Annotated in this window: 27 protein-coding genes and 2 tRNA genes; 14 read left to right on the forward strand and 15 right to left on the reverse strand. The window is 66.8% G+C overall.

Annotation, left to right across the window (positions count from 1 at the left end; genetic code table 11):
• The first annotated feature begins 5 nt into the window (after positions 1-5).
• Both TBIF_RS00535 and TBIF_RS00540 read left to right on the forward strand, forming a co-directional pair.
• A complete protein-coding gene (locus TBIF_RS00535) occupies positions 6-1,211 on the forward strand; it encodes an MFS transporter (protein ID WP_024792935.1) in 1,206 nt (401 codons plus the stop codon).
• Between the two features lie 63 nt (positions 1,212-1,274).
• Positions 1,275-2,501, forward strand: a complete 1,227-nt coding sequence (locus TBIF_RS00540) for a CaiB/BaiF CoA transferase family protein (RefSeq protein WP_024792936.1) — start codon at positions 1,275-1,277, stop codon at positions 2,499-2,501.
• A 15-nt stretch (positions 2,502-2,516) separates the two neighbouring features.
• On the opposite strand, the gene TBIF_RS22500 is transcribed toward TBIF_RS00540, so the two are convergent.
• Both TBIF_RS22500 and TBIF_RS00550 read right to left on the reverse strand, forming a co-directional pair.
• Entirely contained in the window at positions 2,517-3,473 is a 957-nt protein-coding gene (locus tag TBIF_RS22500; protein ID WP_038169245.1) for a rhomboid family intramembrane serine protease, read from the reverse strand.
• 3 nt (positions 3,474-3,476) lie between these two features.
• A complete protein-coding gene (locus TBIF_RS00550) occupies positions 3,477-4,010 on the reverse strand; it encodes a peptidylprolyl isomerase (protein WP_024792938.1) in 534 nt (177 codons plus the stop codon).
• A gap of 73 nt (positions 4,011-4,083) precedes the next feature.
• Here TBIF_RS00550 and TBIF_RS25560 point away from each other — a divergent pair, with 73 nt between their 5' ends.
• On the forward strand, positions 4,084-4,260 hold the full coding sequence (locus TBIF_RS25560; protein WP_158506298.1) for a hypothetical protein: 177 nt from the start codon (positions 4,084-4,086) through the stop codon (positions 4,258-4,260).
• A gap of 44 nt (positions 4,261-4,304) precedes the next feature.
• A complete protein-coding gene (locus TBIF_RS00560) occupies positions 4,305-4,505 on the forward strand; it encodes a hypothetical protein (protein ID WP_024792939.1) in 201 nt (66 codons plus the stop codon).
• 69 nt (positions 4,506-4,574) lie between these two features.
• Here TBIF_RS00560 and TBIF_RS00565 read toward each other — a convergent pair whose 3' ends face one another.
• The 4 genes from TBIF_RS00565 to TBIF_RS00580 all read right to left on the reverse strand — a co-directional run bounded on the left by TBIF_RS00565 (position 4,575) and on the right by TBIF_RS00580 (position 7,601).
• Positions 4,575-4,997: a large conductance mechanosensitive channel protein MscL gene (locus tag TBIF_RS00565; protein WP_024792940.1), complete on the reverse strand. Its 423-nt coding sequence runs from the start codon at positions 4,995-4,997 to the stop codon at positions 4,575-4,577.
• A gap of 65 nt (positions 4,998-5,062) precedes the next feature.
• Positions 5,063-5,839 carry an ABC transporter permease gene (locus TBIF_RS00570; RefSeq protein WP_024792941.1) on the reverse strand — a complete coding sequence of 259 codons (777 nt, stop codon included), beginning with the start codon at positions 5,837-5,839 and terminating at the stop codon, positions 5,063-5,065.
• Positions 5,839-6,828, reverse strand: a complete 990-nt coding sequence (locus TBIF_RS00575) for a daunorubicin resistance protein DrrA family ABC transporter ATP-binding protein (protein ID WP_024792942.1) — start codon at positions 6,826-6,828, stop codon at positions 5,839-5,841. The genes TBIF_RS00570 and TBIF_RS00575 overlap by 1 nt, the downstream gene beginning before the upstream one ends.
• A gap of 11 nt (positions 6,829-6,839) precedes the next feature.
• A complete protein-coding gene (locus tag TBIF_RS00580; RefSeq protein ID WP_024792943.1) occupies positions 6,840-7,601 on the reverse strand; it encodes an acetoacetate decarboxylase family protein in 762 nt (253 codons plus the stop codon).
• A 170-nt stretch (positions 7,602-7,771) separates the two neighbouring features.
• Here TBIF_RS00580 and TBIF_RS00585 point away from each other — a divergent pair, with 170 nt between their 5' ends.
• The 10 genes from TBIF_RS00585 (at position 7,772) to TBIF_RS00630 (ending at position 15,078) form a co-directional block, all read left to right on the forward strand.
• Positions 7,772-8,503 (forward strand): DUF2189 domain-containing protein, encoded by a 732-nt coding sequence (locus TBIF_RS00585; RefSeq protein WP_024792944.1) that lies wholly within the window; start codon positions 7,772-7,774, stop codon positions 8,501-8,503.
• A 130-nt stretch (positions 8,504-8,633) separates the two neighbouring features.
• Positions 8,634-9,077 (forward strand): hypothetical protein, encoded by a 444-nt coding sequence (locus TBIF_RS00590; protein ID WP_024792945.1) that lies wholly within the window; start codon positions 8,634-8,636, stop codon positions 9,075-9,077.
• Positions 9,078-9,097: 20 nt separating this feature from the next.
• The gene (locus tag TBIF_RS00595) at positions 9,098-9,574 is read left to right on the forward strand and encodes a methylated-DNA--[protein]-cysteine S-methyltransferase (protein ID WP_235174405.1); all 477 of its coding nucleotides are present in this window, start codon (positions 9,098-9,100) and stop codon (positions 9,572-9,574) included.
• Between the two features lie 64 nt (positions 9,575-9,638).
• A complete protein-coding gene (locus TBIF_RS00600) occupies positions 9,639-10,175 on the forward strand; it encodes an RNA polymerase sigma factor (protein ID WP_024792947.1) in 537 nt (178 codons plus the stop codon).
• A complete protein-coding gene (locus TBIF_RS00605) occupies positions 10,172-10,813 on the forward strand; it encodes a methylated-DNA--[protein]-cysteine S-methyltransferase (protein WP_024792948.1) in 642 nt (213 codons plus the stop codon). The genes TBIF_RS00600 and TBIF_RS00605 overlap by 4 nt, the downstream gene beginning before the upstream one ends.
• Positions 10,806-11,405 carry a DNA-3-methyladenine glycosylase I gene (locus tag TBIF_RS22505; protein ID WP_038169248.1) on the forward strand — a complete coding sequence of 200 codons (600 nt, stop codon included), beginning with the start codon at positions 10,806-10,808 and terminating at the stop codon, positions 11,403-11,405. The genes TBIF_RS00605 and TBIF_RS22505 overlap by 8 nt, the downstream gene beginning before the upstream one ends.
• Positions 11,406-11,483: 78 nt before the next feature.
• Complete coding sequence (locus tag TBIF_RS00615) at positions 11,484-13,028, forward strand: phytoene desaturase family protein (RefSeq protein WP_024792949.1); 1,545 nt, start codon at positions 11,484-11,486, stop codon at positions 13,026-13,028.
• Positions 13,029-13,520 (forward strand): DUF6328 family protein, encoded by a 492-nt coding sequence (locus TBIF_RS00620; RefSeq protein WP_024792950.1) that lies wholly within the window; start codon positions 13,029-13,031, stop codon positions 13,518-13,520.
• Positions 13,521-13,621: 101 nt separating this feature from the next.
• Positions 13,622-14,167, forward strand: a complete 546-nt coding sequence (locus TBIF_RS00625) for a hypothetical protein (RefSeq protein WP_024792951.1) — start codon at positions 13,622-13,624, stop codon at positions 14,165-14,167.
• 128 nt (positions 14,168-14,295) lie between these two features.
• Positions 14,296-15,078, forward strand: a complete 783-nt coding sequence (locus TBIF_RS00630; protein WP_200182804.1) for an ArsR/SmtB family transcription factor — start codon at positions 14,296-14,298, stop codon at positions 15,076-15,078.
• 8 nt (positions 15,079-15,086) lie between these two features.
• Here the strand turns inward: TBIF_RS00630 and bluB are convergent, their stop codons facing one another.
• From bluB to fdxA, 9 genes are all read right to left on the reverse strand, one after another.
• A complete protein-coding gene (gene bluB, locus TBIF_RS00635) occupies positions 15,087-15,710 on the reverse strand; it encodes a 5,6-dimethylbenzimidazole synthase (protein WP_024792953.1) in 624 nt (207 codons plus the stop codon).
• A gap of 172 nt (positions 15,711-15,882) precedes the next feature.
• A tRNA-Ala gene (locus tag TBIF_RS00640) sits at positions 15,883-15,955 on the reverse strand.
• 143 nt (positions 15,956-16,098) lie between these two features.
• Positions 16,099-16,172, reverse strand: a tRNA-Ile gene (locus tag TBIF_RS00645).
• Positions 16,173-16,259: 87 nt separating this feature from the next.
• Positions 16,260-17,186 (reverse strand): DUF3566 domain-containing protein, encoded by a 927-nt coding sequence (locus tag TBIF_RS24700; RefSeq protein ID WP_148302110.1) that lies wholly within the window; start codon positions 17,184-17,186, stop codon positions 16,260-16,262.
• Positions 17,186-20,980, reverse strand: coding sequence for an intein-containing DNA gyrase subunit A (gyrA, locus tag TBIF_RS00655; protein ID WP_024792955.1), 3,795 nt, complete (start codon positions 20,978-20,980; stop codon positions 17,186-17,188). The genes TBIF_RS24700 and gyrA overlap by 1 nt, the downstream gene beginning before the upstream one ends.
• 188 nt (positions 20,981-21,168) lie before the next feature.
• Positions 21,169-21,957 carry a VOC family protein gene (locus TBIF_RS00660; protein ID WP_024792956.1) on the reverse strand — a complete coding sequence of 263 codons (789 nt, stop codon included), beginning with the start codon at positions 21,955-21,957 and terminating at the stop codon, positions 21,169-21,171.
• Positions 21,958-22,141: 184 nt separating this feature from the next.
• Positions 22,142-22,756, reverse strand: a complete 615-nt coding sequence (locus tag TBIF_RS00665) for an acetate uptake transporter family protein (protein WP_024792957.1) — start codon at positions 22,754-22,756, stop codon at positions 22,142-22,144.
• A gap of 177 nt (positions 22,757-22,933) precedes the next feature.
• A complete protein-coding gene (locus TBIF_RS25940) occupies positions 22,934-23,464 on the reverse strand; it encodes a DUF6158 family protein (protein WP_024792958.1) in 531 nt (176 codons plus the stop codon).
• On the reverse strand, positions 23,461-23,790 hold the full coding sequence (gene fdxA / locus TBIF_RS00675) for a ferredoxin (RefSeq protein ID WP_024792959.1): 330 nt from the start codon (positions 23,788-23,790) through the stop codon (positions 23,461-23,463). The genes TBIF_RS25940 and fdxA overlap by 4 nt, the downstream gene beginning before the upstream one ends.
• Positions 23,791-23,792 lie beyond the last annotated feature (2 nt).

The raw sequence follows: 23,792 nt of genomic DNA on the forward strand, positions 1-23,792 counted from the left end.
GCCTTATGGTCCCGCCGCTCGCCCGGCTATTCATCGCCGCCGTGCTCATCAACGGCGCGTATGACGCTGTGCGGTTGGCGGTCTCGTACCGGGTGCTTGCGCTAGGCGGCGACGGTGTCTCCGTCGGCGTAGTGACCGCGATGTTCTCTGTGTTGCCGATGCTCCTTGCGCTCTACTTCGGCCGGCTGGTGGACCGAAAGGGCAGCTGGGGAGTCCTTGCCGCCGGCACAATTTTGTCGATGGCCGCCGTCGGCCTCGCAACTCTGTCCACAACGATCGCCATCCTCGCTATCGCGAACACGGCCCTTGGACTGGGCCAGGTCCTGACGATGATTGGCGCTCAGGGCTTCATCATGGAGCTCACAGAGCCTGGCCGGCACGTCAATGGGTTTGCGATGTTCACGCTTGCCGTGTCCGTCGGCCAGTCGGTGGGCACTCCGGCCATGGGCGCTCTTCTACAGGCCGGGCGCGATGGCGACATCGTCAACACCAACGTCGCGCTTTTCGTCATGGGAGTTGCGATCGCGCTCGCTATCCCCCTCGTACTCTCACTACCGCGTTCCAACGCTTCCCTTCGACAGTCCGGCCGGCCAGATGTGGCGACGATGCCCGCCCTGTTACGACGTTCTGGCATGGTCCCCGCCATCTTCGCGGCCCTCATTGTCATCACCGGGATCGACCTGATCACCGCGTATCTTCCTGTCATCGGCGAGGCCGCCGGCCTGAGCCCGATGGTCATCGCGCTTCTGGTGGCGCTTCGATCGGTGTTCTCCATGATCTCCCGAGCCACCATGCCCTGGGCCCTTCGCCGCTGGTCGCAAACTGCGATCCTGATCGCCTCGCCGGCGATCACCGCGCCGGCGGTCCTGCTCGTCGGTATCTCCCAGAATGTCTACGTGATGGGCTTCTGCCTGGCACTCGTCGGCTACTTCTGGGGGATGAACCAGCCCGTCACCATGAACTGGGTAATCACCGCCGCGCCTGCCGCCGACCGGGCCGCAGCCTTGTCCCTTCGACTCACCGGAAACCGGGCCGCCCAGGTGGTGATCCCGCTCGGCACAGGCGCCGTCGCGGGGTTCGCCGGGGCAGGGAGCGTCTTTCTAGTATCCGGCGCACTCACCGCAGCATCCGCTGTGTCGACCACTCTTTCACTGCGGCGAAAACCTGTCGCAGAACTGGGGAAGGTTGCAGCTCGCGCTGCCAGCCGATAGCTCCTCGGCTCCCCGCCGACCATGACCGCAGAATCACTCCGAACACGAACAGAAAGTGCAGCCATGACCACCTCCGCGTCCGAATCATCAACCGCGCAAGCATTGCCACCACGCTCCGGGGCGCTCACCGACCTCAGGATTGTCGATCTGTCGCGCGTGCTCGCCGGGCCGCTGTGCGCACAGATGTTGTCGGATCACGGCGCGGACGTCATCAAGGTCGAGCCGCCCGCCGGTGATGAGACCCGGGAGTGGGGCCCACCGTTTGTCAAGCCCGGACACAGCGCCTACTTCGACGGCCTCAACCGGAACAAGCGGAACATCAGCATCGACCTGCGTATGGAAGCCGGCCAGAAGCTACTTCGCACCATGCTGGCAGAGGCCGACGTGCTCGTTGAGAACTTCAAGGCTGGCACGCTCGAGAGGTGGGGCCTGAGCGACGAGGTGATCGCCACGGAGTTCCCCCGCCTTATCCACTGCCGGATCACCGGCTACGGGGTCACCGGCCCGCTTGGCGGCGCGCCCGGCTACGACGCCATCATGCAGGCCATGTCAGGCCTGATGAGCATCAATGGCGAGGCCGACGGCCAGGCCATGCGCATCGGAATCCCCTTGGTGGACATCATCACCAGCCTCAATGCGATGAATGGCATCCTCATGGCGGTGCATGTTCGCGAAAAGACGGGGCGTGGCCAACTCGTAGATCTCGCATTGCTCGACAACGCCGTGTCGATCTTGCATCCGCACGCCGGGAAATGGTTCGCCACCGGTATGCCTCCAGAGCGAACTGGGGTGGCGCACCCCACCATTTGCCCGTACGAGACCTTCTACTGCGCCGACGGGCCGTTTTTCATCGGCACTGGCAATGACCGCCAGTTCCGCTCTCTCGTCGCCGCCCTCGATGCGGATGATCTTCTCGACGATGGCCGGTTCATCACCAACTCAGACCGATTGGCGCACTCCGCCGAGTTGCGCAAGATCCTCGGTGACCTCGTCTCGCGCTGGCAACGTGATGATCTCGCCGATGCCCTGCGAGCGGCCGGAGTGCCCTCGGGCGCCGTCAACGATGTCGGGGAGGCATTGAATATGCCGCAGGTGCGGCACCGCGACATGGTCGTGGAGCTAGATGGCTACCGGGGTGTTGGCATCCCCGTGAAGTTGTCCGAATCGCCGGGATCCGTCCGCTTCGGCCCCCGCGCGCGGGGCGCCGACACCGAGGCACTGCTCGCAGAGTTCCAGGTTGACGACGACGTGGCCGCACAACTCTGGGATACAGGGGTGCTCACGAAGTAGCCGGCAGACCCTGCGCTAGAAGTGCAGGGTCGCCAGCACCGGCCCGTACTGCTCACGGAGGCCGACTACTCGTAGCGCGATCAGCGCCACCTCCACCACCAGGACGGCGGCGAGGATGCCGAAGCCCAATTGGGCGATGTGCGCGACGGTGGGGCGTTTGCGGCCGATGAGCTGCATGAGCTGGGGCGCGTAGATGATGCCCGCGACGGCGACGCTGCCCGCGACGAGGCCGCCGGCGTGGCCCAGCCACGAGATGCCGGGCACGGTGACCGAGATGATCACGTTGAGCACGATCACGCCAATGATCATGTTGGCGTTGCGTTTGAGGCGCAGCAGAATGATCAGGATCGCGCCGAACAGGCCGAACACCGCACCCGAGGCGCCGGCGGTCTGCGAGTTGACCGCGCCGAACATCACGGCCGCCGAGCCGCCGAGCAGCGCCAGGAGATACACGGCGCTGTATCGGATCCGGCCGAGCGCGTTCTCGCAGGCAATGCCCACGACATAGAGCGCGTACATGTTCACGGCCAGATGGATGAGGCCGTAGTGGAGGAAGCCGCTGCCGATCAACCGGATCACATCGCCGTTGGCGACCATGCCCGGGACCAGGACCAGACGGTTGAAGAAGTCTGAGCCGCGATGGTTGTCGAGGATGCTGGAGGACTGCGCCGCGGTGACCACATAGGCCAGCACGTTCAGCACGATCAGCGTGTAGGTGACGATGGGGATGCCCGCGAAGGGCGTCTTGGCGGCCGTCCGCTGCGGCACACCGGCCGCGGTCACCGCCTGCGCGTGGCCGCGCTGGTCCTGGGCGACGCAGTCGACGCAGTGGAAGCCGACGGGCGCCGGGCGCAGGCAGTCCGGGCAGGCAGGCCGCCCGCACCGCGCGCAGGACAGGCCCGTGGGTCTATCAGGGTGGCGAACGCATCCCGGCTGGGGATGCTGTTGATGTCCCCAGCCGGGAGCGTTCACGTACTAGACCTGCTCGATGGTGATGGAGTTGATCTTGACCTCGTCGGTCGGACGGTCCTGGCGGTCCACCGCGGTGGTGCCGATGGCGTCGACGATGGTGCGCGAGTCCGCGTCCAGCACCTCACCGAAGATGGTGTGCTTGCGGTTCAGGTGCGGCGTCTTGGCCGTGGTGATGAAGAACTGCGAGCCGTTGGTGCCCGGGCCGGCGTTGGCCATGGCCAGCAGGTACTCACGGTCGAACTGCAGCTCCGGGTGGAACTCGTCCTTGAAGTTGTAGCCGGGGCCGCCGCGGCCGGTGCCGGTGGGGTCACCGCCCTGGATCATGAAGTTGGCGATGATGCGGTGGAAAACGGCGCCATCGTAGAACGGGCCGGACTCGGAGCCCGACGCGTTCTTGGTGCTGTAGTCCTTGGAGCCGTCGGCGAGGCCGATGAAGTTGGCCACCGTCTCGGGCGCATGATTGCCGAAGAGGGCGATCTTGATGTCGCCACGGTTGGTGTGCAGGGTCGCGGTTGCTGTCGCAATTGAGGAAGTCACGCCACCATGGTGCCATTAGCGGCCTTCTCTGTGTTGCGACACCGCCACCTAGATGTGGTTAGGCTCGGATTCCATGACCACATCTGCCCACGAGGCCCTATCGGCCGGCCGCCCACATCGCGCGCGCACCGTCGCCCTCCTTGTCGGCGCAGCCGCCGTCATCGGCGCCGGCGTCTACTTCCAGCGCCACCGCGAGGAACTCGCCACCCTGGGCGGGCAACACGGGGTGCCGGCATACCCGCAGACCTGACGGGCTCGGTGGCCGCACGTCGGGCCCTGTGCCACGCTGGAAGCATGAAATTCACCCTCTGCCCCTCCCAGCGCGCCCGATGCCGCACATCTGACCGCGGGTGCAAGGCCGCCAAGATCACCTCCGCGGTCCTGCTGTCCGCCCTGGTTGCCAGCGCGGCCGCGGCCGTGATCGCCATGCGTCGCCGCCCTGAGCCACCGGAGCCCGCGGAGGCACCGCCGCGGGTGGATGATCCCCTGCGCTAGGCCGACAAAAGCTGGCAAGACAGCACTGAAGGCGGGCCCAAACTAGGGCCCGCCTTCAGTCCTTCTCGATCAAGCTACGGCGACAGCCGATCCGCAGTGCATGCACTTGGTGGCGCCCATAGGCAGGTCGCTGGAGAGGCAGTCCGGGCAGGCCTTGGTGGGGGCCGGATCGCCGAAGACCTCGTTGCCACGGCGCGCCTCGAAGGCGCGATACGGCACGATCAGCACGAAGTAGATGACCGCCATGAAGATGATGAAGTAGATGATGGCGGAGATGAACGTGCCGAAGTCGATGAACGTCGACGGGTCTTCGTCCCGCAGCTGCACACCCAGACCCGGGCTGTCCGCCCCGCCGGCCGCCGCGATGATCGGATTGATCACCGAGTCCGTGAACGCCTTGACCAGCGTGCTGAACGCGGTCGCGACGACCAGGCCGACGGCGATGATGATGACCTCGCCCTGCATCAGAAAACCCTTAAAGCCTTTAAGCATTCCGTTGTCCTCTCATCGACGTGCCTGATCTGAAAATCCCAGCTCTCACTTTAGAACGTGCTCGGCTATCCCGCCTCCTTTTTGAATCGCCGCGCGCCGAACCAGGCGGCCAGCACCGCCATCGCGATGGTCAGCCCGACACCCCACCAGGCGGCCGCCGAGGTGTACTCGCCGTTGAAGAAGGCGCGGACGCCGTCGACCACGTGCTTGAGCGGGTTGATATCACTCACCCACTGCAGCCATCTCGGTGCCAGCGTCATCGGCAGCAGGATCCCGGAGAGCAGCAGCGCGGGGATCACGAAGGCATTGAGCAGCGGCGCGAACGCATCCTCGCTCTTGAGCGTGAGCGCCAGCCCATAGGAGATCGCGGCGAACGTGAAGCCCAGCAGCGCGACGATGATGATCGTGAGGATCACCCCCAGCACCGGTGCCCGTAGCCCGAGCGGGATCGCGACAAGCGTGAGCACGATCGCCTGCACCACCAGCACCACCACGTCGCGCAAGACGCGGCCTAGCAGCAGCGCCAGCCGGGGGGCCGGCGTCACCCGCTGTGACTCGATGACCCCCGCGCGGTACTCGGCGATCAGCCCGAAGCCCACGAACAGCGCGCCGAACATGGCCAGCTGCACCAGGATCCCCGGGACGAAGAGCTGATAGGCGTTGCCGGTGCCGAGCTGGCTGGCAAGGGGCTTGAGCAGCGGGCCGAACAGCAGCACGTAGAGCACCGGCTGCGAGAGCCCGATCACCACCCAGGCCGGGTTGCGCACGGACAGGCGCATCGAGCGGCGGAAGACCGTCAACGTGTCGCGGACCAGGGTGTTGGTGGTCTGGATGTGCTCCATCACCGCGCTCCGTTCTCGTGTGCCCCGCCGTTGTGTGTGTTGTCGTCGCGCAGCGAACGTCCGGTCAGCGTGAGGAAGACGTCGTCGAGGCTGGGCCGGCGCGATTGGATGCCGACCGGGGTGATCGCCGCGGCGTCGAGCCCGCGGACCAGCTCCATCATCGCGGTGCCAGAGTTGGGGACTCGGCCGCGCGCGTGCCGCCCGTCCGCCTCGGTGAGCTCGGCGCCGGCAATGCCCTCGATCATCGAGCGGACCTGGGCCGCGGTGGCCTCATCCGCGAGCTCCACCTCGATCACGTCGCCGCCCACGCCCGCCTTCAACGCGTCGGGCGTCCCCTCGGCGACGATGCGGCCGTGGTCGATCACGAGGATCCGGTCGCACAGCGCGTCCGCCTCGTCCAGATAGTGCGTGGTGAGGAACACCGTCGTGTCACGTTCGGTGCGCAGCGCGGAGATGTGCTCCCATAGGTTCGCGCGGGCCTGCGGGTCCAGGCCCGTCGTCGGCTCGTCGAGGAAGACCAGCTCGGGGCGGTGGATCAGGCCCATCGCGATATCGAGGCGCCGTCGTTGCCCGCCGGACATCGATTTCGGCTGACGCTTCCACATCCCCTCCAGGTCGAGGGTCTCGAACAGCTCGCGCCCGTGGCTGATCGCCGCCGCCTTGTCCATCCCGTACATCAGCGCGTGGTCGACGATCTCCTCACCTGCCCGCGCCTCCTGGTACGTCGAACCCGATTGCGGCACATAGCCGATGCGCCTGCGCACACCGATGGGGTCGGCCCGCAGATCGCAGCCGGCCACCGTCGCGGTGCCCTCGCTCGGCTCGATCAGGGTGGTCAGCATCCGCAGGGTCGTCGTCTTGCCCGCGCCATTGGGCCCGAGGAATCCGACGATCTCGCCGCGCGCCACGTCCAGGTCCACGCCGTCCACCGCCCGGACCTCTTGCTTGCGCTTGCGGAATGTGCGAGCGAGCCCCCGTGCGTGGATCATCTGGGCGGCGCTCATCCGGCTCCCGCCGCCACGATCGCAGCCTCCTCGAACGTCATCCGCATGTGACCGATGCTGCTGCTGAACATCGCCGAATGCGGTAGCCCCAAGTGCCGCAACTCGTCCGTCCACGGATGCGAGCCCAGCATCAGGTGCGCCCCGCCGGGCCGCAACCGGGTGTCAGAGGCGTTGAGCTGCCAGGGAATTCGCCGCGTGACCCCGTCAAGATGGGAGTAGGTGTCCAGCGCGGAGGAGATTCCCGCGCCGGGCACCTTCACCCCGTGCGCGACGCGCAAATCCGCGACCAGCTGCCCGTCGAGGTGCACGATGCCGCGTGTGGACGCAGCGGATCGCTGAATCTTGATGTCCCCCAGTCGCTTCGGAAAGCCCCAAATAGTGCGGCCGGCCTCCAAGGTGAACTCCTCGGTGACGGGCAGCCGATGCACGAACACGCCGGTGTTGCCCGTCAGCAGGCGTCGGGCATCCCCCAGGGCGCCAGAGCCGACAGCACCCGACTGTTCGGACCCGGGCGGCCGGATCATGAACCCGACGGCGAACTCCAAGTACTGCTTAAGATCCCCGTCCTTGTACTCGATGAACATCAGCGCGCAGACCGCGCGGCCCGGCCGAATCGCGAGGATGTCCAAGCCCGAATAGTCGATCACGGACTGGGCCTTGGCGATTGGCACCGAGAACATCGCCATGTGCGTCTCCGCGTCCCGAACCTGCACGGGGAGGCGCACCTGCTCGCCCTGGATTAGGAACTCTTGGGTCATCTACATCCACTCTCCGTCGACGGCTCGCACATTCCCACCCATGATACAAGTCACATTCCCATGAAAATTGTGGTCCACACGGCCCGGATCTCCGCTCAATCGCGCAATTCCACCGCTAAGGTGAATCTGCCATCACTTCACTCTGGAAGTGCATAACTACCGAGGACACGATGACTCAACCCCCGTTTGGCAATTACCCGCCCCCGCCCGCTGGCGGGTTCGGCGACTACCCCGCTGCCGGCCCGACGTTGAACGTCGGCGACGCCCTCGGCTTCGGCTGGTCGCGGTTCAAGGACAACGCCCTCCCCTGGATCGGCATCGTCCTCCTCACCGCCGTGGTCTCCGGTGTGCTGTCCCTGCTCGGCGGCGGCAGCTTCTCCACCACGAGCTTCTCCGATGGCACCACCGAGATCAATACGAGCTTCGGCGCCCGTTACGTCCTCTTCATGCTGCTCACCCTCATTGTCGGCTGGATCTTCCAGGCCGCAATGGTCCGCGGCGCCCTGGATGAGGTCGACGGCCGGAAGCCCGGCTTCGGAGCCTTCTTCCAGCTCCCCAATATCGGCATGATCCTGCTGACCGGACTGATTGTGGGAGTGCTGACCACGATCGGTTTTGCGCTGCTCTTCATCCCCGGCGTCATCGTGTTGTTCCTGTCGTATTTCGCGATGCAGTTCGTGGTGGACAAGAAGCTCCCCGCGATTGACGCCGTCAAGAGCAGTTGGAGCGTGATCTCCAAGAACGTCGGGCCGCTGCTGCTGCTGGCGCTCGCCGTCATCGGCATCAACATCATCGGCATTCTCGTCTGCTTCGTCGGCCTGCTGGTCACCCTCCCGATCACGGGAATCGCCGTCTCGTACGCCTACCGCGCCCTCTCCGGCGCCCCCGCGCACACCAAGTAGCTCCCGGAAAGGTCCGGGCTCCGTTGATAGTTCGGGGCCCGGACCTTTTTTGCCGGCGGGGTCACTCGGGCTGCGATTTGATAACGAATCGGTTACGGTGAGGAGACCTGTTTTCAACGAGTGGACATTTATGCGCAAGGCCACAGCAATACGAATCATCCGGATCGCGGTGCCCACCCTCATCGGGGTCACGGCGTCCCTCACCGCGACGACCGGGGTGGCCCAGGCCAGCCCCACCACCGCCCCACAACCCAGCCCCGCCGCCAGTTGCCCGGCCCAGCAGTCCGACCTGCCACCCGACGCACTCGAGCAGGCCATGGGCTCCGCGGTCTCCCAGTCGGCCGAGGCATTCCCGGATCGGGACACCGCAGGCGGCTACGCCGTCGGTGCGACGCGATCTGACTCCGGCGAAATGGCCCAGCAGATCATCCGGGACTGCGGCGTCGACGTGCAGCGCCGCACCGTGGTGGTGGACCTCGTGCTTCCGGCCATGCTGCCGGACTCGTCGCACACCTTCGGCGCCGTCGCCGTATCCGCTGTCGATGGCGGCTACCAGGTGTGGCGCGCGAGTTAGTGCCCTCCCAGCATCGGTTGGTGGCCTCGCCAATCGGTCAGTTGACCCTGATCAGCACGGACGGCGTGCTCAGCGGGCTCTACCTGCCCCAGCACTCCCACCCGCCGGCCGCAGCCGCGTTGGGTCCTCGCGTGGAGACGGGGCTCGACGCCGCCATCACCCAACTCGCCGAGTATTTTGCCGGCGAGCGGACCGCCTTCACGGTGCCAGTCATCTTGCGCGGCACGGAGTTCCAACGCCAGGTTTGGGAGCTGTTGAGATTGATTCCCTTCGGCCAGACCCGCAGCTATGCGCAGTTGTCCGCGGACTTGGGCAACCCCGCCGCGATCCGTGCCGTCGCCGCCGCGAATGGGCGCAACCCGGTGAGCATTATGGTGCCGTGCCATCGGGTAATCGGTAGCGACGGCGCCCTGGTCGGCTACGCCGGTGGCCTCGAGCGCAAGCGCCGCCTACTCGAGCTCGAGGGCGCGCTCCCCGCGGCGAACATGCTGTTCTAGCCGCCGCGCGCGACGAGTTTGCGTGGGCGCCTCACATTTGGGCCCGCCAGCACGTCTACTTAGTGTGATCATGCATCCATTCCAGGCCGTCGCCACCGCACACGGGGCCACCGTGCTGCGGGTCTGCCGCGCCCTCGTCGGCCCGGTAGATGCGGAGGACGCCTGGTCGGAGACGTTTCTCGCGGCGCTGCGCGCCTATCCGGACCTGCCGCCAGGCAGCAATGTGGAGGCCTGGCTGGTCACCATCGCCCAGCGCAAGGCCATCGACATCCTGCGCCGGCGGACCCGGGACCCGGTCCCCATTGCCAGCGACGAGTTTCCGGACGCCCCGAGCCCCTTCGGCATCCCCGGCCGCGGCGACACCCATGCCGAGCTGTGGTCCGCGCTCGGGAAGCTGACCATGATCCAGCGTCAGGCCGTGGTGTGGCACCACCTGATCGGCCTGCCCTATGCGGAGGTGGCCGAGAAGATCGGGAACTCCCCCGCCGCCGCCCGCCGCGCCGGCTCGGACGGCATCGCCGCCCTCCGACATACCCTCACCACCGACCCCGCCATCCTCGACCAAGTAGCCCGCGACACCGCGAAAGGGGTGGCTCGATGACTGGCTCCACCAACCACACCGACCCCGGAGAAGTACTGTCCCAGCTTCGCTCCGCCGGGCCCGACACCGCCGAGGCCTCCACCGTGGAACGACTGCTCGAGCGGCTGCTCGCCACCGCGGAGTCCCATCAGCTGACCGATGCCACCTACCGCATCCTCGACTCCCCCCTGGGGCCGCTGCTGCTCGCGGGCACCGAGCGCGGGCTGATCCGGCTCGCCTTCCAGGCCCAAGACCACGAGCGGGTGCTCGACGAGCTGGCGGCCGCCGTCGGCTCCCGGATCCTGCGCTCTAACAAGGGTTACGACGACGCCGCCCGGCAGATCGACGAGTACTTCTCCCACACGCGGGACCACTTCGCCCTGCCCCTGGACCTGCGGCTGGCCCACGGCTTCCGCCGCACCGTGCTCGACCACCTGCGCGAGATCCCCTATGGACAGACCGCGACGTACACGCAGGTGGCCGCCGCCGCGGGCAGCGAGCGGGCCGTGCGCGCGGTGGGCACCGCGTGCGCCAAGAATCCCGTGCCGATCCTGATCCCGTGCCACCGGGTACTCCGCAGCGACGGCTCCACGGGCGGCTATGCGGGCGGCGCCGATGCCAAGCGGCTGCTCCTGGACTTGGAGGCGCGCGATGGTTAGCCCAACAATCGCCTCTGCCACGGCGGGCGCGGTGCGGTGCGAGGACGGGGTGCTGCGCTGTTCCTGGGCTGTGGCCGACCCTCTGCTCCGCGCGTACCACGACACCGAGTGGGGCCGGTCCGTACACGGCGAGCAGGCGCTGCTCGAGCGGATCTGCCTCGAGGGCTTCCAGGCGGGGTTGTCCTGGCTGACCGTGCTGCGCAAACGCCCCGCCTTCCGCGCCGCGTTCGCCGACTTCGACCCCGACACCGTCGCGGCGCTGACCGACGACGAGATCGAGGCCCTCGCGCAGCTGCCCGCGATCATCCGCAACCGCGCCAAGATCAACGCGGCCCGCGGCAATGCCCGGGCGGTGCTCGGCCTACGCCCGCACGGCGGCCTGGACGCGCTGCTCTGGTCCTACGCCGATCCCGGCGCATTCCACCCTCGCACCGCCCTAGATGTCCCGGCGCAGACCCCGTCGTCCGTGCGGATGGCGCAAGAGCTGAAGGCGCTCGGCTTCCGGTTTGTCGGCCCCACGACATGTTTCGCGTTGATGGAGGCCACTGGCATGGTCAATACCCATCTCATGGGATGTCACCGCCGCGGCTAGGCCTTCCGCCCCGCACCCGATCGGCATACGCTTGACCTGCACTGGCTAGCTCGGACGCACTGGGATCAGAGGTTCTAGATGCCGCACTATGACGCGATCGTGGTGGGCGCGGGGCACAACGGCCTAGCCTGCGCGTGTTACCTGGCCCGGGCGGGCCTGCAGGTGCTCGTGGTCGAGGCCGCGGCCGCGATCGGCGGGATGACCAGCACCCGCGAGCTGGTCCTCCCCGGATTCCATACGGATGTCCACGCCAGCGGCTATCAACTCGCCAATCTCTCCTCCGCGACCGACGAGCTCGACCTGGCCGGGTTCGGCCTCGAGCTCATTCGACCCGACGTATCGCTCAGCAAGGTCTTCTCGGACAACCGCTCCCTGAGCATCCGGACATCCCTAGACCACACCTGCGCCGGCATCGCGAAGTTCTCACCCCGCGACGCCAACACCTGGCGATCGCTCTACGGCGAATACCTCTCCGAGAGAGATCGACTGCGCCGGGAGTTAGAGAGCCCGCCGCGCCCACCCGAGGCCATCTCCGCGGAGCTGGCACAGGATCCACGCGGCTTCCAGCGCACCCGTTTCGGATATCAATCGGTGCGCTCCTGGGCTGGGGAGACTTTTGATTCTGAGGAGATGCGCGATCTAATGGCGGATTTCGCGGGCCACGCCGGCTTCGCACCCGATGATGCCGGCGGCGCGTCCTTCGCCCTCCTGTTCCTGTCGATAATCCAGGACGCCGGCAACCGCGCGGTGAAGGGCGGCATGGGCGGCTTGCCGACAGCCCTGGCTGCCAGCCTCGCGGCCGCTGGCGGACAGGTGCGCACCGGCGCCGTGGTGACGCGGATCCTGGCCCCGGACGGGGTCGCGACCGGGGTGGAGCTCGCCGACGGAGCGATCCTTCGCGCCGGCACCATTGTGTCCAGCATCCATCCGCGTCATCTGATCCTGAATCTATTGCGGGAGGCCAACCTCGATCATTCGATCGTCGAAGACATCAAGAGGTACGAGATCGGCGCATCGCAGTTCGGCATCTATCTCGCTCTCTCCGGCCCCGTGGCATATGCCGCGGGCTCCGAGGCCGGGTCGGCCACGCAGACCCACCTGATGCCCTCGACCACGGACGGCCTCGCCGAGGCATTCCGGGCGGTGCGGGCCGGCCAGCTGCCCGCGGTGCCGTCGGCCTTCGTGGTCAACGAGGCGGCCGTTGATCCCAGTCGCGTGCCGAAGGGCAAGTCCGCCCTGAAGGTGATCCTCACCACGGTGCCGTACACGGCAGATTGGCCCGCGCAGCGCATCCCGTACGCACAAGAGGTCATCGAACAGATCTGTCGGCAACACGTTCCCGACCTCAAGGAGAAGATCATCGGGATGACTGTCATGTCGCCGCTCGACTTCGCCGCCGATCTGGCCTCCGCGCTGCACGGGACGGTCACCCACGGAGCGATGACGCTCTACCAGCAAGGATCGCTGCGTCCGACTCTGAGCCTGGGGCAGTACCGGGGCCCGGCACGAGGGCTTTATCTGTGCGGCGCCGGCAGCCACCCCGGGCCGGGAGTCTCGATGATGCCCGGACGCAACGCGGCGAACGTCATTCTGGCCGACCTCGACCAGTCCCGGCGCCACTAGATGACATCAAGCCACGCAGAGCCGCACGACGATTGGAGCGACCGCGTCCGCGACGAGACCCCCGCGCAGCACCTGGATCGCAACTGGTCGAGCCTGCTGCAAGAGCTACGAGTGGTCCAGACCGGCGTGCAACTGCTCACCGGGTTCCTGCTCACCCTGCCCTTTCAGGCCCGGTTCGCGGAACTCTCCGACTATCTACGCGGCGTCTACCTGGTCACGGTGCTGTCATCGATTACGGCGACCATTCTGCTCGTCGCCCCGATCTCCATGCACAGGTTGCTGTTCCGGCGGCGACTCCTTGCCCGCGTGGTGCATGCGGCCCATTGGTGCACCCTGATCGGGCTGCTATACCTCGGTGTCGCCTTGACGGGCTCGGTGATCCTGGTGGTGACGCTGGTCGTCGGCAACTCCGCCGGCAATATCGCCGGTGTGTGCACCGCGGCGCTATTTATTGCTTTGTGGTTCTTGTTCCCATGGCGATACCGCCGATAGGCGATATGCACTGCGGCGCCACTTCCTGCTCGATGGTCGCAGTTCCGTCCCCATCGTCCTAGGCTTTGGGATTACGAGAAATTAGCCAGAAGGGAAGTCCCATGAATTCACCACATGCACGACTCCACGGAATCGCCAGCGGGAGGGCCCGGCGGGTCGCCGTCGCGGCAGCGATTCCGCTGTTCGCGGCAACCGCCGCCATCGCCACCTCCACCACCGCGGCCGCGGCGAGCCCGGATTCCCTCTCCATCGATGGCAGCCTGCAGCCAGTGCCCGGTTTCAGCGTGCTCCACATCGTGGCCGACGGCCAGAAGGCGGCCAATGGCGACACGACCGGAACCTATAACGCGAACGTGGAATTGGGCGGTCTCGCGCTGCCCATCGAGGTCGCGGGGCCCATCACCTGCCTTAGCTTCGACGGCGACACCGCATCGCTGATCTATCCGATCGCCAGCACCGTGCCCCCGGTGGTCACCGGCTCCCTCAGCGGGGCGCTGGCGGTGCAGATCACGGTCACCCGCGGGATCGACGGCCAGCCGAGCCATGTCGGGCTGATGGGGCCGATGCCCACCTCGTCGTTCGAGGGTTGCGAGCCCGGACCCACGCCGTTCGTCTTCGACGGCACTATCGAGATCGGCGGCGGATAGCGGCGCGTCAGCCCTCCCCATAGCCGCCGGCATCTCACCGCCCGCGCGGTCAGCAGAATCAACCCTCGACATAGGCAGGCAAATGACTGCATAATGGAGGGGTGAACCCCGAATCGACCGCGATGGACCTGGTTTTCAAGGCGCTGGCCGACCCGACCCGCCGACTCTTGCTGGACCGTCTACGCGAGCACAACGGCCAGACGCTGCGCGAGCTGTGCGCGCGACTGGACATGACCCGCCAGTCCGCAACCCAGCATCTCGACCTCCTCGGGGAGGCCAACCTCGTGACCGTGCTCCGTCGCGGCCGAGAGCGGCTGCACTATCTCAACCCGATGCCCATCCATGACATCGAGGAGCGCTGGATCTCGGGGTTCGATATGCCCCGCCTACACACGATCAGTGCCATCCGGCACCACGCAGAGGAGTCCGCCATGTCCAACGACCAGCAGTCCATCCCGACCTACGTCTACGTCACCTACATCCAGGCCAGCGCCGAGCAGGTCTGGCAGGCCCTGACCGACGCCGACCTGACCGCGCGATACTGGGGACACGCAAACATCTCGGACTGGCAGCCCGGCTCACCGTGGGAGCACCGCCGCGTCGATGGCTCCGGCGCCGTAGACGTCGTCGGCAGCGTGCTCGAGGCCGAGCCGCCCACTCGCCTGGTCATCACGTTCGATGACAGCCCCGAGTCCAGCACGCCCGGGGGCCCGTCGGTGGTGACCTTCCTCGTGGAACCGCATCTCGACATCATCCGACTCACCGTGACCCACGAGAACCTCCCCAATTCCGAGATGCTCAGCGGAATCTCGCAGGGCTGGCCGGCGGTCTTGGCGAACCTGAAGTCGCTGCTCGAGACGGGCGAGGTGCTGCCGCAGGCGCCATGGGAAATGGTCCAGCCGCACGGGTGAGCCGCCGGTCAGGCGCGGTAAGTCTCGAAATGTACCGCGTCGGACAGCGAGCGCCGCTGACGCCAGCCGAAGCGCTCGAGGTCCGGGACCTGTTGGAAGGCCGTCACCTTCCCCACACACAGCCACGCGATGGGCCGCACCGTCGAGGGGAGGCCGACCAGCTCGGTCAGGTAGTCCTCGTCGTAGAAGGACACCCAGCCGACGCCCACTTCCTCGGCTACGGCCGCCAGCCACAGGTTCTGGATGGCGAGCACTGCGGAGAAGAGGCCGGTGTCGTCGACGGTGTGGCGGCCGAGAATGTTGGGCCCGCCACGGCTGCCGTCATAGGTGACGACAATGCCCATGCCGCTCTCCCTGATCCCGTCGATCTTGATGGGGTTGAACGTGTCCAGTCGATCCGCCGGCAGCGACTCGGCGAAGTCGCGGCGCGCCGTCGCCACGTGCTCTGCGAACGTGTCGAGGGTGCCGGTGTCCCGGACGACGACGAAGTCCCAGGGTTGGGTGTTTCCCACACTGGGGGCGTGGTGGGCGGCCTCGAGGATTCGCAGGAGCACGTCGTCCGCGACCGGCTCGCCGGAGAATTCTGCGCGCACATCACGACGGCGGCGGATCGCCTCGTAGACGGAGACCATGGACTCGCTCTTTGACCCGGGGGCGTTCACGGCCCCAGCCTATGGCACCGACCTCGGCCGCCCGCTCGGAGCCTGGACGGGGGCGGATGCCCCGCAAACAAAAACGCGGCCCAGGCACCTGTGGGCCGGACCGCGTCACGCTAGGAATATCCCAGAATCGAACTGCTAGCTGTGGAGCCAAGGGGAATCGAACCCCTAACCCCTGCCTTGCAAAGGCAGTGCTCTGCCAATTGAGCTATGGCCCCGAACCGCTTGTCAGCGATCGGCGTTCTGGTGCCATACCTCGCCGCGCGAACGCGCCTTAAGAATGACTGCCAGAATTGCAGCCGCAGCACCGGCTAGAAGAAGAAACCGCACGACCGGTGTTCCCTTCGTCGGCGCTGTGGAGTGGGCCCAGGAGGACTTGAACCTCCGACCTCATCGTTATCAGCGATGCGCTCTAACCACCTGAGCTATGGGCCCTCGAACAAGTTGAGACATTACCGTACGAATCGCGGCCGACCCAAATCGCCTGGTCAAAAGGCTATTGGGGGCCGCGATCCGCTGCGGCTAGTCCCGATCCGCGAGCGTCACTTCAACGCCGCCGACCGCGTCCGCCGACATGTTGTAGACGAACGCGCCGATGGTCGCCATCGCGGTGAACAGCACGACGTTGATGATTCCGATGATCGCGGCCACGCCGAAGACCTGCCCGGGGCCGATCAGCGTCGGAGCACTGTCCGAGCTCTGCATGATATCGGTCACGCCGGTGTTCAACCGATCCCAGACGCCCATGCCGTCGAGCACCAAATAGATGATGCCCACCGCGACAAGCCACACGAAGAACAGCGCCACCGACAACAGCAGTGAGATCTTCAGCGTCGACCACGGGTCGATCGAGCGCAGTTGCATCGATGCCCGGAGCGGCCCACGGCCTCGCCTGCTGCCCACTGAGACCGCTGGCCGGGGCCGGCCCTCGGAATGGTCCCTGCCGGCCTCTGCGGACGCGGTAGAGGGGTGTTGGACTGCCGAGAGGTCCTGCATCCCGGTCGTCGGCACCTTACTCCGCGAGATATGACTCGTCGGCGCATCCACCGCATCCGCGGTCTCCGCCGCGGTGGGGCCGGGGCCACCGCCCGCCTGCGGGCTCGTCGGCAACGGCCCCTGCTGGCCGCGCGGCGCCGCGGTCCCGGTGATCACTGGACGCACGGGACGCTGCGCAGGACGCTGCGGCGCGACGGGTCCCTGGGGTGCGGCCGCGGCAGGCGGCCGCTGGACCGTCGGGCGCGCCTTGGTGACGGCCTCTGAGGCCGCCTCCTGCTGGCTCACCCTTTCCCGCATGGTACGAGCCTGCTCGGCCAGGGCCGCGTCCGCAGACCTGCCGGCCACCTCGCCGCCAGAGGGGTTGGGGCCGTTCGCCTTACCCCTGTTCTCGCTGCGCTCGGTTGCGGGGGGACCCGACGCCGGGCCTTCGCCCGGCGTTCCTGGAGTGCTCACTAGGACTCCTTAGATGCGTCGTTCTCGGTGGCGATCTCTTCTAGGTCTTCCGGCTCGTCAACATTGCGCGCGATCGCCAGCAACGTGTCACCCTCGGCCAGGTTCATCAGGCGGACGCCCTTGGTCTGGCGCCCAGCCCTGCGGACCTGCTTGGCCGTCGTGCGGATGACGCCGCCACTGGAGGTGATGGCGTACAGCTCGTCCTCGTCGGTGACCATGACGGCGCCAACGAGGCTGCCGCGGCGCGGGTCGTACTGAATCGTCAGCACGCCCTTGCCGCCGCGGCCCTGGGGCGCGTAGTCGTCCAGCGAGGTGCGCTTGGCGTAGCCGCCGGACGTGGCCACCAGCAGGTAGTCCCCGCGGCTGACGACGCTCATCGACAGCAGCGCGTCCTCCCCGTTGAACCGCATGCCCTGCACACCGGAGGTGGCGCGGCCCATGGGCCGCAGCGCCTCGTCGGTGGCCGCGAAGCGGATGGACTGGCCCTTCTGGGAGACCAGCATGAGGTCGTCCTCGGCGCTGCACAGGCGGGCGCCGACAACCTCGTCGTCCTCGCGCAGGTTGATGGCGACAAGGCCGCCGGTGCGGTTGGAGTCGAAGTCCTCGAGCTTGGACTTCTTGACCAGGCCAGCCTTGGTGGCGAGCACCAGGTAGGGGGCGTCCTCGTAGGTCTTGATCTGGATGACCTGCGCGATCTTCTCCTCCGGCTGGAAGGACAGCAGGTTCGCCACGTGCTGGCCGCGGGCGGTGCGGCTCGTCTCGGGCAGCTCGTAGGCCTTGAGACGGTAGACGCGGCCCTTCGTGGTGAAGAACAGAATCCAGTCATGCGTGGAGCAGACGAAGAAGTGGTTGACGATGTCGTCCTGCTTCAGCTCCGCCCCGCGCACGCCCTTGCCGCCGCGCTTCTGGCTGCGGTAGAGGTCCGTCTTGGTCCGCTTCGCGTAGCCGGTCTCGGTGATCGTGACGACCACGTCCTCGCGGGCGATGAGGTCCTCCGCGGAGACGTCGCCGTCGGCCGGGACAATCCGCGAGCGGCGGTCATCGCCATACTTGTCGACGATCTGCCCCAGCTCCTCCTTGATGATGAGGCGCTGACGCTCGGGCTTGGCGAGGATGTCCTCGAGGTCCGCGATCTCGATCTCGATCTCGGCGAGCTCGTCGACAATCTTCTGGCGCTCCAGCGCGGCCAGGCGACGCAGCTGCATCGCCAGGATCGCGTCCGCCTGGATATCGTCGATCGTGAGGAGCTCGATCAGGCCGGCGCGCGCGATATCGACAGTCTGCGACGCCCGGATCAGCGCGATGACCTCGTCCAGCGCATCCAGGGCCTTGACCAGGCCGCGCAGGATATGCGCGCGCTCCTCGGCCTTGCGCAGCCGGTAGCGGGTGCGCCGGACGATGACGTCCATCTGGTGCGTGACGTACAGCCGGATCATCTGATCCAGGCGCAGGGTGCGCGGCACACCGTCGACGATGGACAGCATGTTCGCGCCGAAGCTGGTCTGCAGCTGGCTGTGCTTGTACAGGTTGTTCAGCACCACGCGGGCGACAGCATCGCGCTTGACCGTGACGGCGATGCGCATGCCGACGCGCTCGGAGGACTGGTCCTCGATCTTCGAGATCCCGGCGATCTTGCCGTCGCGCACCTGGTCCGCGATGGACTGGATCAGGTTGTCCGGGTTGACCTGGTACGGCAGCTCGGTGATGACGATCTGGGTGGAGCCCTTGGACTCCTCCTCGATCTCGACCACACCGCGCATGCGGACGGAGCCGCGGCCGGTGGTGTACGCGTCGTGGATGCCCTGCGTGCCGACGATCAGGCCGTGCGTCGGGAAGTCGGGGCCCTTGACGAGCTCCATGAGCGCGGCGAGGGTGGTCTCCTCGTCCGCCTCGACGTTGTCGAGGCACCAGAACACGGCCGCCCCGAGCTCGCGCAGGTTGTGCGGCGGGATGTTGGTGGCCATGCCGACCGCGATGCCGCCGGACCCGTTCGCCAGCAGGTTGGGGAACCGGCTGGGGAGCACCACCGGCTCTTGCGTCTTGCCGTCGTAGTTGGGGATGAAATCGACGGTGTCCTCGTCGATCTCGCGCAGCATCTCCATCGCGAGATGGGTCAGGCGGGCCTCGGTGTTGTGGCTGACGAACCCGTTCGTGATGAAAGCGTGGTCCTCGGAGTCGATCCGCAGGCTGTACACCGGGCGCACCGCGCCCTGCTCGACGGCGGCGACCTCCGCGTAGTAATACCGGCCGTCGGTCAGCTCGCGGGCGATCTCGCGCGCGTCGGGCTCGCTGATGTGCGCGAGGATCTCCGCGCTGCGGTGCTCCCAGCGCTCGATGCGGTCGATGTTGTGGCGCTGGAGCCAACGCCGGTCGGCGTCGTCGGTGGCGCCGTGCTCGCGCAGGAACTCCGCGAGTCCGGGCACAGAGTCGGCGCTCATCGCGCGCGAGGCGGCCCGCGGGCTCGACTGCTCCGCGGCGGCGAGGATGCCCTCGAGCTTGACCTGCTTGTCGCCGCCGAAGCCGATACGGTCCGCGAACAGGTACGCGTCGCGGCGGTTGGTGACGGCCACCTTGTGCTCGCCGGTGGCGTGCAGGTAGCGCTTGCTGACCACACCGAACTCCAGCAACAGCTGCTGGACGTCCTTTGCGAGCTGCTCGCTGCGCGTGGAATAGGAGATCTGAACCGTGTTGCGCGGTAGTGCCGAGCAGGAACCGTCGCCGGTGAACAATGCCTGGAGGAAGGCCTTCTTGGTCGCGGACGCGGACTGCCAGATCATCTCCGGCACACGCTTGGCGGCGCTGCGCACTCCGATCATCTCGCGGAGGATGCTGCTCTTCAGCGCCGTGAGGTTGTGGATGTCCAACTCGTGCAGCAGCGAGCCCGACGCGATAGTGCGGCTCGAGGTGTAGCGCGGTCCGCCGACGACGGTGTCGTAGGCGGCGACGACCATGTTGAAGAAGTCGCGGTCCAGGTTGTTGAACCCGGCCCGATTCTCCGAGACGAAGCCCTCGCTGACGAAGGCGCCCGCCAGCAGCGCGGTCGCGATCTCGCCCCACTCGCCGGCCCCGTACTCCTGGGCCGGGGTGCGCTGTAGCGCGACGCGGTCGCTTGGCCGGATCTCCGACATCAGCTTCCACAGCAGGGTGGGCACGCCCAGGACGTCCACCAAGCACAGCACCGGGTGGTTGCCGGTGCCGCTGAGCTCGTAGCCCTCGACCGTCGACAGGTCGAACGTGGCGTGATCGCCGGAGTGGAACAGCATCTCGGCCATGACGGGGTTACCGTGGCGGTCGAGGACCTTGAGGTCGATCGCGTTGTCGCTGTTAGCGCGCGCGCCGGGCACGATGTCGGCGATCTTGACCGACTGGCCCGTCGCAACGCGGACACGGGCGTCGCCGGTGACGCAATAACGCATCGCTGCGGCGGGGTCGTTGCCCGGGGAGCCGAAGTTGCCCTGGCCGTCGACCAGCGGATAGCGCAGCGACCATGGCTGCGCCATGCGGACGAGGGTGTCGTAGATAGATGTGTCGCCGTGCGGGTGGTAGTTGCCCATGGTCTCGGCGACCGAGCGGGCCGACTTCGTATAGCCGCGGTCGGGTCGGAATCCGGAGTCGTACATCGCGTACAGGACGCGGCGGTGCACGGGCTTGAGACCGTCGCGGACCGCCGGCAACGCGCGCCCGACGATGACACTCATCGCGTAGTCGATGTAGCTGCGCTGCATCTCCTGCTGAATGTCGACCGGCTCTACCCGGTCATGCGATCCCTCCGGGGGCAACGTGGTGTCGGTCATGGGCTCCTCTTCTTACCTGGCCTGACGCTCACGAACTGGTCGTGAACCTAACGCAACTGCCCAAGTCTATAGGCGAACCCCCATAAGAACAGGTGACGGGCCGCAACTGCGTGAAATTTCCGCGTCCGCGGCGGTGATATGAGCCCGGACCGCGCGAATGTTCCACGTGAAACATCGCCGACCCCGGCCTACCTCGCCGGCATCTGATCGTTGGGCGCCACCAATTTGAACTCCGCCCCGGTGGGGTCCGCCGCGGTCGCCAAGCGGCCGTACGGGGTGTCCTCGGCCTCCAGGACGACCGCTCCCCCAAGCTCGGCAGCCTTGGCAAGCGCCACGTCCGCGTCCCCCACGCCGAAGTAGATCGACCACTTGGCCGGCGCGCCCGCCGGCAGGAAGGAACTGGCGTCCATGACACCCGCGAGCTGCTCCTCGCCGTCCATCAGGACCGTGTATCGGAACTCTGGCGTGTCGCTCACCGCCTGGGTCGTCCAGCCGAACACCTCCCGATAGAACTCGAGGGCCGGCTCATAGTTACGGGTGTGCAGCTCGAACCAGCTGGGCGCGCCCTCCGCATAGACACTCGCGAGGCCGCGATGCTCCTTCCGCTGCCAGAGGCCGAAACCTGCGCCGCCCGGGTCCACGAGCACCGCCATCGTGCCGAGGTCCCCCACGTCCATCGCCTCGGCGACCACCGTGGCACCGCGGGCGGCAGCCGCTGCCGCGGACTTGCGGGCGTCCTCTACAGCCAGGTACACGGACCACACATCCGGGCCGGGCACCTCCGCCGGGGTCGTCATACAACCCGCAATCTCCCCGCCGTCCCGGAGGAAGCTGAAGTAGCCGCCGTACTCCGGATTCGGCTCCTGCGCCTCCCAGCCGAACAGGCTGCCGTAAAACTGCCGCGCCCCCGCGGTATCGGAGGTCATCAAATCGATCCAGCACGGCGCCCCGATCGGCGCCTCCGCTCGCTTGGTCATCGCTGCTCCTTACAGAAGGTTTCGCAGTCAGGGGGACAGACCCGGCGCCGACGCGAAACTTATCGAGCGCCGCCCTCCATGGTCCTCCTCGTTGGGGCTGCGACAACACCCTCCTTCCATGGAAAATCCGACGGGCCCGGCCACCGAGAACTCTCGGCAGACGGACCCATCAGGCATCGCGGAGTTAGCCGGCGTGCCCCCGGCTCTCGACCGCGTCGAACTCTGCGACGGCTGGCGCATGGGCAGGCTCGACGGCCTTCATCAGGCGCTCGTAGGCCAGGAAGTAGATCGGGAACGCGGAGGCGAAGGCGCTCCAGCCCACCGCCTTGGGCAGCCAGCCGACGCCTGTGTTCAGTAGCGCCAAGCCCAGGAACACCTCAAGGGTGATCAGGAAGATGAACGCCAGGATGATCGGCACGGAGCGCTCACGGATTGCCGGCACCATCAGGAACAGCGACGGGATGACCAGCGCGAATGACCACCAGGCCCGCGAGTTGGTGTTGCCGAGCTCCTCGCTGACGGACAGCAGGTGGAAGCCGATCAGCCAGATGCCGTACGTGAGCAGGAGGTTCCCCAGGTAGTTGTCCCTGCGGATGATGGCGATGATGCCACCGAGTGTCTGGCCGATACCGCCGACAAGCAGTCCGAAGACCAGGGCGCCAGCTGCGCTGTGATCGATGACCTCCGCGACCCAGACCCAACTCAGGGCCAGGCCGAAGGTGAATAGGGCGGCCGCACCGGGGTCGCCTATCTGCGCGGCGATGCCGCCGGGCTTCGCTACGACTGTTGTTTCACTCATGACTGCCTCCAGTGGTTTCCATTGCTCTACATTAGCTTTGCGGTTCGTATTTGAATTGTAGACTATTATCCCAGTGGTGTACATCACGAATTTTCCGGCCCGGAAAAGCAGAAAAGTCGTTGGCGCAGTCCGAATAATGGACTGCGCCAACGACTTTCAACGGAAGACGCGTAGGAGTTACTGACCGATGCGGGCCTTGCCTGCAGCGGTGATCACGCGGTCACCCTTCTCCGTCGCCAACAACCGCGGATCGCCGGTGTACAGTGTCGCCAGCGTTTCGCGGCTGATGCCCAGCTCACGGGCGAACTGGTGCACCTCGAGCTTGTTCATACGCCCGCCCGGCTTGGCGGCCACTTCTTTCAACAGCTCGTTGATCGGCTCGGACGGGGTCCCCTCCACGTGCGGGGCCACCGGGGTCTCATGTGCCAGCGCCTGCAATTGCACGATCACGCCCAGCAATGCAGTCTTGACCTGCTCCAAGGCGTCGCCTGGCGCGGTCGGTGCGCCGCCGGAGCCCTGCCAGGTCCGCTTCGGATACCGGCGCACATACTCCTGCTCGAGCTCGAGCATCCGCGCGGTGTGGGTCGCGAACTGCGCGGCAGTGCCGTGCAAGAACACCCAGTTCCGGGTCTCATGGGCCTGTTTTCCCTGGTGCTCAAGCTCCTCGTCGGACAGCTCGCGGGCCGGCCGGCCCAGCGGGGCCGTCACAGCCCCGCCACCATCGGCGTGTCGACGCCCACTGGGCCCAGCTTGTGGGCACCGCCCGGCGCGCCCAGCGGCGCGTCGTGGTCCGGCAGCACCGATTCGAAGAACCCCCGGTTGTCGGCCACGTGCGCACCCTCCTCCTCCGGCACTCGCCGGTCCTGGCTGATCGCCTCCACGGGACACACCGGCTCGCAGGCGCCGCAGTCGATGCATTCCTTCGGGTTGATATACAGCTTGCGGTCGCCCTCGTAGATACAGTCCACAGGGCACTCTTCGGTACACGATTTATCCATCACGTCCACGCAGGGACCGGCAATAACATAGGGCATGT

The sequence above is a fragment of the Tomitella biformata AHU 1821 genome (genome assembly GCF_000524475.1).
In the GTDB taxonomy this organism is placed as follows: Bacteria; Actinomycetota; Actinomycetes; order Mycobacteriales; family Mycobacteriaceae; genus Tomitella; species Tomitella biformata.

Excerpts from the sequence above, each read along its gene's own strand:
- TBIF_RS00615 (WP_024792949.1), top strand. The coding sequence starts at position 11,484 with ATGCCGCACTATGACGCGATCGTGGTGGGCGCGGGGCACAACGGCCTA.
- bluB (WP_024792953.1), bottom strand. The coding sequence starts at position 15,710 with ATGGTCTCCGTCTACGAGGCGATCCGCCGCCGTCGTGATGTGCGCGCA.
- TBIF_RS22505 (WP_038169248.1), top strand. The coding sequence starts at position 10,806 with ATGGTTAGCCCAACAATCGCCTCTGCCACGGCGGGCGCGGTGCGGTGC.
- fdxA (WP_024792959.1), bottom strand. The coding sequence starts at position 23,790 with ATGCCCTATGTTATTGCCGGTCCCTGCGTGGACGTGATGGATAAATCG.
- TBIF_RS00540 (WP_024792936.1), top strand. The coding sequence starts at position 1,275 with ATGACCACCTCCGCGTCCGAATCATCAACCGCGCAAGCATTGCCACCA.
- TBIF_RS00585 (WP_024792944.1), top strand. The coding sequence starts at position 7,772 with ATGACTCAACCCCCGTTTGGCAATTACCCGCCCCCGCCCGCTGGCGGG.
- TBIF_RS00590 (WP_024792945.1), top strand. The coding sequence starts at position 8,634 with ATGCGCAAGGCCACAGCAATACGAATCATCCGGATCGCGGTGCCCACC.
- TBIF_RS00575 (WP_024792942.1), bottom strand. The coding sequence starts at position 6,828 with ATGATCCACGCACGGGGGCTCGCTCGCACATTCCGCAAGCGCAAGCAA.
- TBIF_RS25560 (WP_158506298.1), top strand. The coding sequence starts at position 4,084 with ATGACCACATCTGCCCACGAGGCCCTATCGGCCGGCCGCCCACATCGC.
- TBIF_RS00570 (WP_024792941.1), bottom strand. The coding sequence starts at position 5,839 with ATGGAGCACATCCAGACCACCAACACCCTGGTCCGCGACACGTTGACG.
- TBIF_RS00580 (WP_024792943.1), bottom strand. The coding sequence starts at position 7,601 with ATGACCCAAGAGTTCCTAATCCAGGGCGAGCAGGTGCGCCTCCCCGTG.
- TBIF_RS00665 (WP_024792957.1), bottom strand. The coding sequence starts at position 22,756 with ATGAGTGAAACAACAGTCGTAGCGAAGCCCGGCGGCATCGCCGCGCAG.
- TBIF_RS00605 (WP_024792948.1), top strand. The coding sequence starts at position 10,172 with ATGACTGGCTCCACCAACCACACCGACCCCGGAGAAGTACTGTCCCAG.
- TBIF_RS00535 (WP_024792935.1), top strand. The coding sequence starts at position 6 with ATGGTCCCGCCGCTCGCCCGGCTATTCATCGCCGCCGTGCTCATCAAC.
- TBIF_RS00620 (WP_024792950.1), top strand. The coding sequence starts at position 13,029 with ATGACATCAAGCCACGCAGAGCCGCACGACGATTGGAGCGACCGCGTC.
- TBIF_RS00565 (WP_024792940.1), bottom strand. The coding sequence starts at position 4,997 with ATGCTTAAAGGCTTTAAGGGTTTTCTGATGCAGGGCGAGGTCATCATC.
- gyrA (WP_024792955.1), bottom strand. The coding sequence starts at position 20,980 with ATGACCGACACCACGTTGCCCCCGGAGGGATCGCATGACCGGGTAGAG.
- TBIF_RS00560 (WP_024792939.1), top strand. The coding sequence starts at position 4,305 with ATGAAATTCACCCTCTGCCCCTCCCAGCGCGCCCGATGCCGCACATCT.
- TBIF_RS00660 (WP_024792956.1), bottom strand. The coding sequence starts at position 21,957 with ATGACCAAGCGAGCGGAGGCGCCGATCGGGGCGCCGTGCTGGATCGAT.
- TBIF_RS00625 (WP_024792951.1), top strand. The coding sequence starts at position 13,622 with ATGAATTCACCACATGCACGACTCCACGGAATCGCCAGCGGGAGGGCC.